Origin of the sequence: Lentzea sp. NPDC051213, assembly GCF_044455585.1 — a bacterium.
GTDB lineage: Bacteria > Actinomycetota > Actinomycetes > Mycobacteriales > Pseudonocardiaceae > Lentzea.
Window position 1 is genome coordinate 1224889 of the sequence record NZ_JBITEX010000001.1, and the last position, 13766, is coordinate 1238654.

14 protein-coding genes are annotated in these 13766 nt (G+C 69.3%); 8 read left to right on the forward strand and 6 right to left on the reverse strand.

All coding sequences use genetic code 11. The features are described from left to right. Positions 1-27: 27 nt before the first annotated feature. Positions 28-1425, reverse strand: a complete 1398-nt coding sequence (locus ACIA8G_RS05245; RefSeq protein WP_396416988.1) for a DUF2252 domain-containing protein — start codon at positions 1423-1425, stop codon at positions 28-30. A 155-nt stretch (positions 1426-1580) separates the two neighbouring features. Here ACIA8G_RS05245 and ACIA8G_RS05250 point away from each other — a divergent pair, with 155 nt between their 5' ends. Genes ACIA8G_RS05250 through ACIA8G_RS05260 form a run of 3 tightly spaced genes read left to right on the forward strand, consistent with a single transcriptional unit; the run spans position 1581 to position 4906 of the window. Continuing rightward, complete coding sequence (locus ACIA8G_RS05250) at positions 1581-2960, forward strand: MFS transporter (protein WP_396416989.1); 1380 nt, start codon at positions 1581-1583, stop codon at positions 2958-2960. 5 nt (positions 2961-2965) lie between these two features. Continuing rightward, positions 2966-4297, forward strand: coding sequence for a hypothetical protein (locus ACIA8G_RS05255; protein WP_396416990.1), 1332 nt, complete (start codon positions 2966-2968; stop codon positions 4295-4297). A gap of 60 nt (positions 4298-4357) precedes the next feature. Then, positions 4358-4906, forward strand: a complete 549-nt coding sequence (locus ACIA8G_RS05260) for a hypothetical protein (protein ID WP_396416991.1) — start codon at positions 4358-4360, stop codon at positions 4904-4906. 159 nt (positions 4907-5065) lie between these two features. Here the strand turns inward: ACIA8G_RS05260 and ACIA8G_RS05265 are convergent, their stop codons facing one another. Continuing rightward, positions 5066-6370, reverse strand: coding sequence for a diacylglycerol/lipid kinase family protein (locus tag ACIA8G_RS05265; RefSeq protein ID WP_396416992.1), 1305 nt, complete (start codon positions 6368-6370; stop codon positions 5066-5068). Positions 6371-6547: 177 nt separating this feature from the next. Between ACIA8G_RS05265 and ACIA8G_RS05270 the strand changes: the two genes are divergently transcribed. Further along, positions 6548-7345: a glutaminyl-peptide cyclotransferase gene (locus tag ACIA8G_RS05270; protein WP_396416993.1), complete on the forward strand. Its 798-nt coding sequence runs from the start codon at positions 6548-6550 to the stop codon at positions 7343-7345. A 9-nt stretch (positions 7346-7354) separates the two neighbouring features. On the opposite strand, the gene ACIA8G_RS05275 is transcribed toward ACIA8G_RS05270, so the two are convergent. Continuing rightward, a complete protein-coding gene (locus tag ACIA8G_RS05275) occupies positions 7355-8443 on the reverse strand; it encodes a hypothetical protein (RefSeq protein ID WP_396416994.1) in 1089 nt (362 codons plus the stop codon). Positions 8444-8539: 96 nt separating this feature from the next. After that, complete coding sequence (locus ACIA8G_RS05280; RefSeq protein ID WP_396417319.1) at positions 8540-9499, reverse strand: helix-turn-helix transcriptional regulator; 960 nt, start codon at positions 9497-9499, stop codon at positions 8540-8542. A 63-nt stretch (positions 9500-9562) separates the two neighbouring features. Between ACIA8G_RS05280 and ACIA8G_RS05285 the strand changes: the two genes are divergently transcribed. Next, the gene (locus ACIA8G_RS05285; protein ID WP_396416995.1) at positions 9563-10705 is read left to right on the forward strand and encodes an epoxide hydrolase family protein; all 1143 of its coding nucleotides are present in this window, start codon (positions 9563-9565) and stop codon (positions 10703-10705) included. A 239-nt stretch (positions 10706-10944) separates the two neighbouring features. Continuing rightward, positions 10945-11601, forward strand: a complete 657-nt coding sequence (locus tag ACIA8G_RS05290) for a hypothetical protein (RefSeq protein WP_396416996.1) — start codon at positions 10945-10947, stop codon at positions 11599-11601. Between the two features lie 54 nt (positions 11602-11655). Here ACIA8G_RS05290 and ACIA8G_RS05295 read toward each other — a convergent pair whose 3' ends face one another. Together ACIA8G_RS05295 and ACIA8G_RS05300 are read right to left on the reverse strand one after the other, a co-directional pair. After that, on the reverse strand, positions 11656-12051 hold the full coding sequence (locus ACIA8G_RS05295) for a hypothetical protein (RefSeq protein WP_396416997.1): 396 nt from the start codon (positions 12049-12051) through the stop codon (positions 11656-11658). Positions 12052-12067: 16 nt separating this feature from the next. Further along, positions 12068-12367 (reverse strand): hypothetical protein, encoded by a 300-nt coding sequence (locus ACIA8G_RS05300; RefSeq protein WP_396416998.1) that lies wholly within the window; start codon positions 12365-12367, stop codon positions 12068-12070. 269 nt (positions 12368-12636) lie between these two features. Between ACIA8G_RS05300 and ACIA8G_RS05305 the strand changes: the two genes are divergently transcribed. Beyond that, a complete protein-coding gene (locus tag ACIA8G_RS05305; protein WP_396416999.1) occupies positions 12637-13353 on the forward strand; it encodes a S1 family peptidase in 717 nt (238 codons plus the stop codon). A 32-nt stretch (positions 13354-13385) separates the two neighbouring features. Then, positions 13386-13742 (forward strand): hypothetical protein, encoded by a 357-nt coding sequence (locus ACIA8G_RS05310; RefSeq protein WP_396417000.1) that lies wholly within the window; start codon positions 13386-13388, stop codon positions 13740-13742. Positions 13743-13766 lie beyond the last annotated feature (24 nt).

Consider the following 13766-nt stretch of genomic DNA (forward strand, 5'->3'; position numbering starts at 1 on the left):
TGGAATTCGGTTCCTGGCGAGGGATCGTCACAGTCCACTTTGAACTGTTATCCGCCCGGACCGCGCTGCCTGCGCCAGGAGCCGGTAGTCCTGCTCGTTGCGATCCGCGTAGCTCTCGGCGAACTCGGCGAGCGCGACGTCGAAGGCTTTGCCCTCGTCGAGGTACCCGGCCATCGCGATCCGGTCGCCGGTGCGCGCGTGCGCTCTGGCCAACGTCCACCCGCACAGCGCGCCGTACAGCCGCAGGCCGACCGCGTCCATCGTCTCGACCGAGGCCGAGCCCTTCCAGTCGCGCAACTGCCGGACGTAGAAGTCCCGGGTGCGTCCGTCGATGCCTTCCGCGGTCTCCCAGCCGAGAAAGATGTCGCCGGCGGCCTGCATCAGCCGCTGCCCGGCCACGACCCGTTCGCCCTCGCTGCGGTGGTTCGCGCGCGGAGGATGGGGCAGGTGGTCGGCGAGAACCGATCGCGACGCCTCCTTCACCTGCAGCAGCAACGGATCGTTCTCGTCACGCCCGTGCAGCAGCACGATCCAGCACCGGGTACCGACACTGCCGACACCGACGACCTTGCGTGCCATGTCGACGAACCGGAACCCGTTGATCAGATGACGTCGATCGGCGGACAGGGTGGCGGCGTAGCCGGCGAGCAGGTCCTGGATCTGGAACTCCAGGTCCTCCCGGTCCGCGTCGGGCAGCAGGTGGCCGACCGGCACGAGGAGCGGCGGATCGGCGGTGATGCGGCGGCATCCGTCGACGACCGAGGTCAGCTTCCGGTAGGCCTGCAGGCTGTCCCGCGCACGGGCCTTTGCCTGCTCGTGCGCGAAACGGCGCTGTTTGGCCTTGTCCGCGTGTGCTTTGAGGAGGATCTCCACCTCGTCGACCCCGGCGTGGGCGTACCACACGTCGAGATCGCCCTGCTGTGCGAAGTGGACCATCGCCGACCGGTACCGGCCGACAGCGGTGCGCACGGCGGTCGCCCTCGCCTTGCGCCCCAGCCCGTTCTCCCGGGCGGCGACGGCGAGGCTGGCCGCGAGGCGTTTGACGTCCCACTCCCAGGGGCCGGGCAGCGTCTCGTCGAAGTCGTTGAGGTCGAACACCAGTTGCCGCTCCGGGGAGGCGAAGACCCCGAAGTTGCCGATGTGCGCGTCCCCGCTGAGCTGAGAAGTCAGACCGGAGAACGGAGTCGTCGCGAGGTCGGCCGCCATCACCGATGCCGCGCCGCGGAAGAACGCGAACGGCGAGGCCAGCATCCGGCCGTACCGGATGGGCACCAGCTCCGGCACCCGCGTGCCGTCCTGTGCGGCGAGCACCTCGACCGGGTCGGGCCGGCCACCGTCCTGCGGAGGCTGCGCGTGGGCGTCGAGCGGAACTTCCTTGCGGGCGGCCAGACCCGTGGCGATCCTCGCGGCCACTGGACCGGTCATCGCGCACCTCCCAGAAGGAACCGGCGGCTCCGGTCCACCTGCGACACAACACTCCCGCGGTCGCCTGCACACCACCCGCCACGGAGGAGTACCGGTGCGGTGCCTCATCCACGGCGCGTGAAGCGCTCGGGACACTGCCGCTGGAGTCTGCGTGGGTGGACTCCAACGCCTTGCGCAGAGTGCTCGTCCCCCTCGCCCTCGCCCAGTTCATCTGCAGCTTCGCCGGCTCCAACATGAACGTGATGATCAACGACATCAGCCGGGACCTGGACACCACCGTCCAGGGCGTCCAGCTGGCGATCACGATCTTCCTGCTCGTCATGGCGGCGTTGATGATCCCCGGCGGCAAGCTGACCGATCGCTACGGCCGCAAGAGATGTCTCACCGCGGGACTGGCCGTCTATGGCGCCGGTGCCGTGCTGAGCGCGTTCGCGCCTGGCCTGCCTCTCCTCATCCTCGGCAACTCGATCCTCGAGGGTGTCGGTACCGCGCTGCTGATCCCGCCCGTCTACATCCTGGCGACGATGCTGTTCACCGGCGTCACCTCGCGGGCCCGCGCCTTCGGCGCGATCAACGGCATGGCGGGCATCGGCGCGGCCACCGGACCGTTGATCGGCGGGCTGATCACGACGGCGCTCAGCTGGCGGGTCGCCTTCCTGTTCCAGGCGCTGGTCGTCGTGGTGATCTTCGTGTTGAGCCGCAGGTACGTCCGGGATCCCAGACCACCGGACCCGGCCCGGCCGTTCGACGTCCGTGGCGCGGTGTTGTCGTCAGTGGGGCTCGTCCTGATCGTGTCGGGCGTGCTGGCAGCGGACAACAACCTCTGGCTGATGGTGGGGCTGCTCGTCGCCGGTGCTTTCACGCTCGTGTGGTTCTTCCATTCGGTGCGCGCCAAGGAACGCGCCGGCGTCGAACCGTTGCTGTCGACCGACTTGTTCCGCAGCCGCACCTCCAACCTCGGCCTGGTCACGCAGAACGTGCAGTGGCTCGTGCTCATGGGCATCTCGTTCGTGGTCTCGGCCTACCTCCAGGTCGTGCGCGGCTACAACGCGATCGAGACCGGCTTGATCCTCACGGCGGCGACCGCGGGCGTGCTCCTCGCGTCCCTGTCGGCCGAGCGCCTCGCGAAACGGCACGCCCAGCGCACCCTCGTCCTGACCGGCTTCGCCGTCACGATCACCGGCATCGCGCTCTTCCTCGCCCTGCTCGCCCTCTCACCGCGGGTGTGGGCCTTCCTGCCGGGCCTCTTCCTGATCGGACTCGGCATCGGCGCGATGCTGACCCCGTCGGTGAACGTCGTGCAGTCGAGCTTCCCCGACGCCCTGCAGGGCGAGATCTCCGGCCTGTCCCGCAGCGTGTCCAACCTCGGATCCTCGTTGGGCGCCGCGATCGCCGGCACCATCCTCGTCGCCGGCATCACCAGGACACCGGAACGTTCGTACGCCCTGGCGCTGGTCGTACTGGCGATGATCGCGCTCGGCGGCATGGTGGCGGCCGCGTTCCTGCCGCGGACCACATCGAGCCCGGTGCGGTGACCGGCATGACGAACGAGCCTGATGAGCTGCTCCGGTTGCGAGCAGAGGTGTACGCGCTGCGGGCACGGCTCGACCGTCGGCATCGGCGCGCGGCAACGGTGAGGATGCTTCGTCGAGCCGGTGCCGCCGTGCTGATAGCGCTGACGGCGTTCGCGCTCGTGATGAGCGTCGTCGGCATCTGGAGCGCACGCACCGCGCTCAACACCGACCGTTGGGTCGCCACGGTCGCACCCCTGCCGAAGGACCCGGAGGTCGCCGCGGCGGTGGCGGACTTCGCGACGGTCAAGCTCTTCGAGGCCGTCGACGTCGAACAGCGGTTGCGGGCGGTCCTGCCAGAGCAGGCCGCGTTCGTCGCAGGGCCACTGGCGAGCCAGCTCCACGCCCCTGTGCGCGCGACGGCCACGAAAGTCCTGGGCAGCGACCAGTTCCAGCGCGTCTGGACCGAGCTCAACCGCCGCGCCCACCAACGCGCACTCGCCGTCATCGAGGGCGACAGCAACGTCGTGGCCGTCCACCAGGACCGGGTCGACATCGACCTGCTGCCGTTGATCAACGAGATGCTCCGGACGCTCAGCGCGCAGCTGCCCACCCTGTTCGGCAAGCAGCTCTCGCTGCCCGACCTCAGCAGCGGGGAGATCCCGGCGGATCTGCGCCTCCGGGTGCAGGATTCGCTCGGCGTCACGTTGCCTGCGAACTTCGCGCAGTTCACCGTCTACGACTCCGGGCAGTTGTGGGCGGCCCAGCAAGCCGTGGCGACGGCCAAGCGAAGCCTCATCCTGTTTCTGCTCAGCACTCTTCTGCTGCTCGTGCTCGCGTTGCTCGTCTCGCCTGACCGCCGGCGCACGGCGCTGCAGCTAGGTCTGTGGCTGGTCGTCTCCGCGGTGGTGGTCACGGTGGCGCTGCGCGCGGTCCGGCAGCAGATCCTCGCGGGCGTGCCGGAGGGGCTCTACCGCGACGGTGCCGCAGACGTGCTGACGACGGTCTTCAGCCAGCTGCGCACGCGCGGCTGGCAGATGATCTGGACAGGCCTGCTGCTGGCCCTGCTGATGTACGTGATCGGACCGGGCAGGGGACCGGTGTGGCTGCGCCGCCGGACCGTCGCGGCCTGGGACGCGATCCGCCGTGGTGCCGTGACGGGCCGGCAGGCACTTGCCGCACACGGTCCACATTGGACCGCACCGCACCTCGACGCGGTACGCGTGGGAGGCGTCGCCGTGGCGATCGTGCTCGCGCTGCTGATCTCGTCGTCGACGGCTCTGTTGTGGATCGCGGCGGTGCTGGCGGTCTACGAGCTGCTGGTGACCGTGTTCGCCATGCGTTCCACCCGCAGCGGATGAGGTGGCCTTGGTCCACGCGCCACGACGATGAGACGACTGATCGAATCGAGGAGGGGTCGTATGGCCATCGGGCCGATCCAACTGATCGTGCTGGGCTTCACCCACCCGGACTTCCGCGGTGAGGTGATCGCCGAACTGGAGAAGCTCCGCAAGACCGACACCATCCGCGTGATCGATGCCATCGCCGTCCACAAGGACCCGCAGGGCACCATCGCGGTTGAGCACCTGAGCAATCTCTCGCCCGCGGAAGCGGTCGAGCTGGGCAGCAAGATCGGCGCGCTGATCGGCCTCGGTGCCGCGGGACAGGCAGGCGCCGAGTCCGGCGCGGTCGCGGGAGCCGAGTCGGCCGCGGAAAAAGGAGGCGTCCACCCGTTCAACGACGCGGACGCGTGGGACGTGCTCGCCGACATTCCCAACGACAGCGCGGCGGCGCTCCTGCTCATCGAGCACCACTGGGCCGTGCCGCTGCGCGACGCCGTTGCCCGTGCCAGGGGCTTCCGCATCTCCGATGGGTTCATCAGCCCCTTCGACCTGATCGCGATCGGGCTGGTGAACGCGGAAGAGGCCAAAGAACTGCACGACCTGGAAACGGCAGGCTCGAAGGCATGAGGAGGCAGACGTGTTCGGATCACGCCGCGTGGCCCGCCGCACCGCACGACGCACGGTGCGACGAACAAGGGGAGTTCCTGGGATGTTCGGATCACGCCGGGTAGCTCGGCGCACGGCCCGCCGAGTGTCCTGGCGCCGCTAGTGTTCTGAGCCACGCCACTAGGACAGGGCCAGCCCACGTAACCGCGCCCAGTCCACCTCGGGCCGGTGCGGCTGCACCCCGGGCCTGTGGCGCGGCACCCGCACGCGCAACGCCCCTGGCCTGACCGCACACCGCACGGGAGTCGGCATCGTGACCGCCTCTCCGTCCACACCGACCGGCAACGACGGTGTGCCCGCCGTGACGACGACCTCCGTCGCCGTCGCCACGTACATCGCACTCGACCGCCGCCGGCCGCGCACCAGGCCGGCGGCTTCGGCCGCGTTGCGCACTGTCACCGCGAGCACGCCCAGCGCGCCGCAGTCGAGCCGCGGCCTGCGTCCCAGCCCTGCCAGGTCGCCTGACCCGTACGGGTTGTTGCTGATCAGCACCGCCTGCGCCCCGGTCAGCCAGGCCCCGCCCACCCGCACCCGCAGCGCCGCCGCCCGCGGCCCGATCAGCAGGCCGGGCAACAGGTTCAGCGTCGTGCGCGTCTTGCCGTCGCGGTAGGCGGGGCTCCGCACAACCTCGGCGTACGCGCCGAACGACGCGTTGTTGACGAAGACGCGGTTCCCGGCCATGCCGAGATCCACCCGTACCTCGACGCCGTCGGTGAGCGCGTCCAGGCAACGGCGGGGATCGTCCCGGTCCAGACCGAGGTCGAGGGCGAAGTGGTTGCGAGTGCCCGCAGAGATGACCATGAAGGGCACCCCGTGTTCCGCCGCGATGCCGGCCACGATCGCCTGGGTGCCATCACCTCCCGCCACCCCGAGCAGGTCGGCACCCTCGTCGACAGCTCGGCGGGCGATCACGGCGACGTCCTGCGACCCGTCGAGCACGCAGACCTCCGCGCCGCGCACCCTCGCCAGTTCCGGGAGGCCGAACCGCCCGACCTTCCCGCCACCGGACCGCGGGTTCATGATCAGGTACGGCCGCCGGGGCGGTGGCACCTCCAGTTCGGCCGGACGGCCTGACTCGCCGCCCAGAGCGAGCGCGCGCCGTGCACAGGCCAGCGCGATCACCCACAGCAGCGCACACACGATGACCACCCACGCCAAGCGAGCCTGCACGTACAGGACGACGACGGTCAGCGGTGCGAGCAGCACCAGCATCCCGGCCAGCCATCGCACCAGGCCGCGGTGGGCGAGGAACCACCAGGCGCCCACCAGCGCGATCACCGTCCCCGCCGCACCGACCAGCACCAGCCCGATCCCGGCTCGCACCCCGGCCGCCACCAGCACCACCACGACGGCGGTTCCCGCCGTCACGAAGGCGAGCCGGGCCAGCCAGCGTTGTCGTCCCTGCGGCACAGTCACATCGGTCACGGCGGCCTCCAAAGTGGATTGTCCGTCCAGCCTGGCCGCGCACCTCGTGGACGGCCTCACCCCAGCCGGATGAACGGGCCAGGCGGCGGTCACCCACGACGGTGGAAGCGCCGCAGTCAGGCCGCCGCGACGATCGGTGCGGTGAAACCGTTGCGCATCAACAGAGTTCTCTGGTCAATGGCCGCGGCACTGCTGGCCCTCACCGCCTGTTCAGCTCCCCACCGCGTGGCCCACGTCAGCTCGGCACCAGCGACCACGGCCAGTCCCGCACCGGCCGGCCTGCGTTCCACCTCGCGGCACTTCCGCGCCCAGGTGCTCGCGCGTGTCCCCAACGACCGTGCCGACGCACGCGGTCTGGAACTGGTCGGCGATCTCCTCGTCGAGAACACGGGGCCGGTGATCCGCGCGGTGGCGCCTGCCACCGGCGAGATCCAGGCCCAGCGGACCGTGCAGCCGGGCAACGGAACCGCGCTGACACCGGCCGGGCTGTGGCGTACCGGCGCAGGTGCCGCGGTGTTGCTCGATCCGCGGTCACTGGCGGAACGGCGCCGTGCCACGATCACTGAGGAAAGCTGGGGACTCTGTTACGACGGAACGCATCTCGTGCAGTCCGACGGCTCCACCAGACTGCTGCTGCGCGACCGTGACACCGCCGCGTTGATCCGCGAGCTCCACGTCGACACCCGCGAATGGTCCACCGCGCAGCTCGGCGAGCTCCACTGTGTGATCATCGACGGCCGCCCGCAGGTCTGGGCGGCGGTCACCGGCACGGACTGGATGATCCGGGTGGACATCGCCTCCGGCGCCGTCACCGCGGACGCCGACCTCACCGCCATCACCATCGCCGAACTGCCGACGGGGCGGGACCAGGTGATCGGGGGGATCGCGGCGGTGCAGGACGCGGCCGGGGAGCTGTGGCTCACCGGCAGGCACTACCACCACCGCTACCGGATCGGGCTGCAGCCACGGCCGTGAGCGGTGGTGCTACAGGAGCCGCTGTTCGCGCAGGAATGCCAGGAACTGCAAATAGGTGCGGTTGTTGAAGGCGTTCGCGGGCCAGATCTCGTCGCGCGAGCTCAGGCCGTTCTCCCGGCGGTAGCGCCCGTTGATCGCCTCGGACACCCTGATGAACACCCCGACATCGCCGACGCTCGCGATCCGCCGTGACACCGGGACGCCCCGCGATTCACCTGCGAGGAACGCGTCCAGCGTCGAGGCGGTGATCACGCGTTTCATGTACCCGCCGAGCTGGCGCCACGCCTGTTGTTCGGAGGGGGAGTAGCCGGCGAGATTCCACGTGTCCGGGTCGTAGATGCTCACCACGCTGCCGAATGTCTGTGCCACCAGGTCGCTGATGCCGCGACCGACGGCCGATGCCGTCTGCAGGCCACTGGCGACACCTTGCGCGACGCCCTGGACCCATGCGGCGACGGCTGGTGCGACGGTCTGCTCGGTGCTGACGCCGTAGCTGTACGAGCCGCGCATGCCTGCCTCGGCGCCGAGGCTGATCGCGGCCGTGGCCCAGCCTTCCTGGCCCGAGAAGATGCTGGTGCCGATGGAGAATCCGACGCCTGCGAGCAGTTTCACGCTCGCCCCCACACTGCCACCCTCGTAGGCGCCGGACATGTTGCCGTCCCGGCCGGACGGTCCCAGCCGGATGCCGACGACGATCCCGGTGCTGCCACCCGCGGTCACGGCGACGCCCACCTCGGCGAACGTGATCACATCGCCGGTCAGCTCGCCGGACACCAGGTTCATGAAGAACATCTGGTCGGCGCCGACGCCCGCGCCCACCCCCGCCCCGGCGTCGAACGAACCGCGCAGGCCGATGGCGAGTCCGGTGATCTGCCAGCCGACCATGGCCAGCACCGGGGTCAGCGCCCGGATGAACGGAGTTGCCGCTCGCAACGCCTGCCGCCGCTGGTCGGCGGTCCACAGGCGCTGGATCGTGATCGCGCGCTGCACAGCCTGGTTGCCCGCCGCGCGCTGCAGCTTCAGCAGCGACGGTTCCGGCTGGTCCTTCGCGGACGGCCTGCGCTGCGAATTGTCCTGTGCGGCCAGATGATCGTGCACCTGATCAACGCTAGGCAGCCCGCATCTCGCCTCGCCAGACCTCGAGCCTGGTACTGCCCTCAACACCGCCCGAACGGGCAGATCTCCTGCCGAGCTTCACTTGGATGCGCCACCCGCCGCGCGGCGGAACCTCGTCGCGAGGCGATCGAACGCCACCGCGAGCTCGTCTCCGTCGATCACCTCGATGTCGAAGTCGAGCTGCGCCATCCACAGCGCGAGCCGGTCCGGGTCGTCGGAACCCACGTCGAGACGGCACGTGGACTCGTCGACCACCTCGATGTCGACCGGGATGAAGATCTTCGCGGCGACCTTGGCGGCGGGAGCGTGCACGAGTACCCGGGCGCGGTACTTCCAGGCCCCCTTGCTGACGCGTGCGACGACGTACTCCACGACGTTGTCCTCCGGGATCACGCGCGGCCGGAACCGCGCACCCGTCGGCGCGTGCGGAACCATGCGGTCGACGCGGAAGACCCGCCAGTCGTCACGGTCGAGATCCCACGCGAGCAGGTACCAGAGCGCTCCCCAGCTCACCAGGCGTTGCGGTTCGGCGTGGCGCGCCTCTTCGGCGCCCCTGGGCTTCGTGTACCCGAACCGGAGCCGTTCGTGGCCGCGGATCGCGGCGGCGACCGCGCCGAGAACCGAGAGATCGAGCGGCGGCCCAGTCCCTGGAACAACGCTCGTCGCCTCGCGTACCGCCTCGACGCGCCGACGGAGACGCGAGGGCAGCACCTGCTCCAGCTTCGCGAGCGCGGTGAGCGATGTTTCTTCGACTCCGAGCCTTTGGGTCGCGGCCGCACCCAGTCCGACCGCGACGGCGACGGCCTCGTCGTCGTCGAGCAGCAGCGGGGGCATCGCCGTCCCGGCGGCCAGCCGGTACCCGCCCGAGACGCCGGGACGCGCATCCACGGGATACCCGAGCGACCGCAGCTTGCCGATGTCGGCGCGCACGGTCCTCCTGCTCACGTCGAGCCGGCCGGCGAGCTCGGTGCTCGTCCAGTCGCGCTTGAGCTGGAGCAACGACAGCAGTTCGAGCAGCCGGGCCGAGGTCTCCAACATGGTCTCGATCATTCCAGCAATTGCGGAAGCTAACCTGCCGCATTAGCTGACAACGTCGACGTCATGACCGAGAACAACGCACTCACACCGTTCCGCATCGACATCCCGCAGGCGGACGTCGACGACCTGCGCGACCGGCTGGCACACACGCGCTGGCCGTTCCCCGTGCCGGGCCGGGACGATCGCACCGACTTCAGCCGCGGCATCCCGCTGGTGTACCTGAAGGAGCTCGCCGAGTACTGGCGCGACGGATTCGACTGGCGTGCGCAGGAGGCGAAGCTCAACGAGCACGAACAGTTCACGACGGTCGTCAACGGCCAGACGTTCCACGTCGTCCACGTTCGGTCGGCGAACCCGGAGGCCACCCCGCTGGTCCTCAACCACGGCTGGCCGGGATCGTTCGTCGACTACCAGCGACTCATCCCGCTGCTGACCGACGAGTTCCACGTGGTCATCCCGTCGCTGCCCGGCTTCGGGTTCTCCACCCCGCTGTCAGGGACGGGCTGGGAGCTGGCGCGGACGGCGGACGCCTACGCCGAGATCATGACGCGTCTCGGCTACGAGAGGTTCGCGGCCCACGGGACCGACGTCGGTGCGGGCACGACCGGCCGCCTCGCGGCGGCCTACCCGGAGCGCGTCATCGGCACGCACACCGGCTGCGACGCCCGGTTGCTCGGGTTGCTCGGCGACAAGTTCCCCATCCCCGACGGCCTGACCGATGACGAGATCGCCCAGATCGAGGCACTGTGCACCGAGGCCGCGGCCGAGCGCGGGTATCTCCTGATGCAGGACCACCGTCCCGACACGATCGGCGCGGCGCTCACCGACTCCCCGGTCGGTCAGCTCGCGTGGATCGCCGAGAAGTTCAAGACCAGGAGCGGCGGTGCCTACCGGACGCCGGACGAGACGGTCGACCGCGACCAGCTCCTCACGAACATCAGCCTGTACTGGTTCACCCGCAGCGGCGCCTCGAGCGCGCAGTTCTACTACGAGTCCGAGCACTCCGGACTCGACCTGGTCATGGGCTCCAGCGTGCCGTCCGGGTGGGTCGTGTTCGACACCCACCCGCTCGTGCGCCGCGCGATGGACCCGTGGCAGGCGATCGGCCACTGGAGCGAGTTCGCCGAGGGCGGTCACTTCCCCGCGATGGAGGAACCGAAGCTGCTCGCGGACGACATCCGCACCTTCTTCCGCAGCATTTCCTGACCCCGCGTGACGGCCGGCAGGCCGCTCAGCGGCCGGCCGGTCCCGCGCGTCCCGGACCGGTGACCTCGACGGACAGCGCGACGTGACCGTCCACGACCGACAGGGCTGTCACCTACGGTAGCGACGCGCTCATCAGCGGAAATGTGGGCAGCAACACTCGCCCGTGACTTTTCCGTGTTCATTTCGTAATGTGGCCCGCCGTGTGACCCTGCCCCGTCCCCAACGCAAGGTGCTCCCGAATGCCGGGCCGACATAGAACTGAGCAGACAGCCAGCCGGAAGCTGCCCATCGCAGTCGCCGCCACCCTCACCGCGGGCCTGGTCGTGACCTTCTGGGTGGTCCGCGCTTCCGACCAGCAGGTCGATCCAACCGGAGCGGCCGCCCAGCTGGCCGCCTCGTCGAACACCGTCAGCCAGGACCTGCGGCCTGCCTCGTCATCGACCGCGCCGCCATCCTCGCAGTCTCCGTCGACCACCACGCCTCCGGTGACCACGACGACGCCCTCGACCACCACGCCGCCACCACCACCGCCGCCACCGCCCTGTCCGACCACCCTGGACGGAGTCAAGCCGCACGTGGCACAGGTGGGTCACCACCTCGACGGCAAGTTCGACGTCAACGACATCGGCGGCGCAGCCGGCCGAGCCGGCGGCGGCGACCATCCGGCCGGCCTGGCGCTGGACTTCATGGTCAACACCGCCACCGGCAACGCTCTGGCCGACCACGTGCTGGCCAACCGCAAGGCGTTCGGCGTCACCTACGTGATCTGGCGCCAGCGCTACAACGACGGCAGCGGCTGGTCGCCGATGGAGGACCGGGGGAGTCCCACGGCCAACCACATGGACCACGTGCACGTGTCGTTCCAGGCGACCGCGACCGTCAAGGTCACCTGCTGATCACTTCGAGCGGCGCCGTCGATCCTGGTCGCCAGGGCGATCCCAGAGCTCTGACTACGGGCGGAACTCGATGTCCTGGTCCAGGATGATGTTGTTCTCGTCGAGGAGGTAGGTGCGGACGTACGCGGCACCACCGACCTGGTTCGAGGGCACGTTCACCGTCTTCGTGTCGGTGTAGTTGCAGAAGAGCGGTGATTTCCCCGTCCCGAGGAACTGGCTGTTGGCGTTGTAGGCGTCGACCACCAGACGGCGGCAGTAGCTGGCCTTGAGCGAGTAGTCGACGTCGACGGATCGCGCGTGCCACCGCAGGTAGCCGACGGCGTAGCTCGCGCCGTATTCGAGCTTCGTGAACTGGGTCCTGGGGTCGGCCGCGTTCGCCGACGGGGCCGCGAAGACGAGCGTGGCGAGGGACGCCGCGGTGATGGCGGCGGCCGTGGTGCGTTTGAGCATTGCGATCACTCCGTTTTCAGCGTTGGTTGCAGTTCCATTCGATGCCCTGATACGCGTCCTTCAGCGGCCACCGGTAGGTGGTGATCCCGCCCGGATTCAAGGTCTTGCAACCGGTGAGGCTCTCGGCCGTCCGGATGCGGAAGTGGACCTGGTAGGTACAGCGGTTGGTGACAGTGAGCGACTGCGAGGCGGTTGCCGCCTCGTGCTTGACCACCGCGCAGTCCGGGGCGGCTGCCTCGGCGGTTCCGGCCGCAACGAACGTGCCGAGCAGCGCTCCTGCGCATAGTCCAATTGATGTGGAATAGCGGTATTTCACGTGCGTTCCCCCTCTTACCTGCTGCAATGACCTCTCGGTTGCCTCCGCCGTAGATTTCGCCGGCAGGGAGGCAACGGTGCGCCTCCGTCCGGCGTGCTTCGAGATGGCAGGGCAACAGTGCGCCACGGGTCGTGCACGTTTCCTGAAGCCATCTTGAATCCGCAGGTCGGATCAAGGGGGCGAGCCGCGCAAGGGGGGTGGTGACGGTTGAGGTCTGTCGTCCGCGCCCAACTGTCCACTGCAGATGATCGTCCGGTAGGAGCCGACCTGTGAAACTGTTCGCCACCCTGATGGCCGTGGTGTTGCTGGCCGCGACCGCACCTGCGGCCCACGCGATCATGGACCCCACACCGGGCACGCAGATCTACTTCGTGGGATCAGTGCAGGACACCGTGAGCATGGGACAGTCCCCGCACCTCTGCGGGAGCGCGCTGATCGCGGACTCGTGGCTCATCACCGCGAAGCGCTGCGTGGAAGGCAAGGGCCCCGAGTCGTTCAACGTCCGGGTCGGCTCCACCTACTACGGAACCAGGGGCCAGCTCGTGCCCGCCGCCGCGATCGTGCCGCACCCCACCAGCGACGTGGCGCTGATCAAGCTGAGCAGCCGGGCGGATGCCACACCGGTGGCCATCGCCGACCAGCCGGCGCCGCCGGGAACCGACGGGATCGTGCTGGGCTGGGGCCAGAACTGCCCGGAGGCAGGCTGCGGCGGTCCGAACGCACATCTGCAGCAGGTGAAGGGACATACCGAACCGAACTCGGTGTGCGGCGCCGACAAGGACAGGCTCTGCACGCGGTACCCGAACAACGGCGGCCCCTGCTTCGGCGACGAGGGTGGACCGATGGTCTCGGGCGTCGAAGGCGACTACCGCCTGATCGGACTCGTTCCCAGCCGGTCCCGTTTCGGGGTGAGTTGCTCGCAGGGCTCTGCGGCACTGATCGAGGTGAGCGCGCTCCGCGAGTGGATCACCAAGTACACCGGCTGAGTCACGCCCGAATCTGACGGACGGAACCGCACGTGAGCGTTGCGCGAGGTCGTGTTTTCCTGCTCTGGCACGTGCATCACGTCGCCACGGGCCCGAGCGGGGAAACCCGGCACTTCGGCGAGGACGGCGAGTTCTGGGCCGACGAGGAGGCCGGGGACGACGTGAAGCTCCTCTGTGTGTACTCCTCGAAGGAGAACGCGGTCATGTCGTCCGACGGCAGTCGTCCGGTCATCGCAACACGGGCTCAGGCCGCCGCGTCCTCGACCGGCCACGGGCCGGGTGAGGCGGAACAGGTCGAGTTCACCGCGCCCGGACCAGCACTGGACTGCTACAGCGTGGTGCTGGTGAACAGGGCGGGCAACGGAACCTACACGCTTTCCGTCTCCTGACCACGAGGGGTTGCCCCAGGCCCG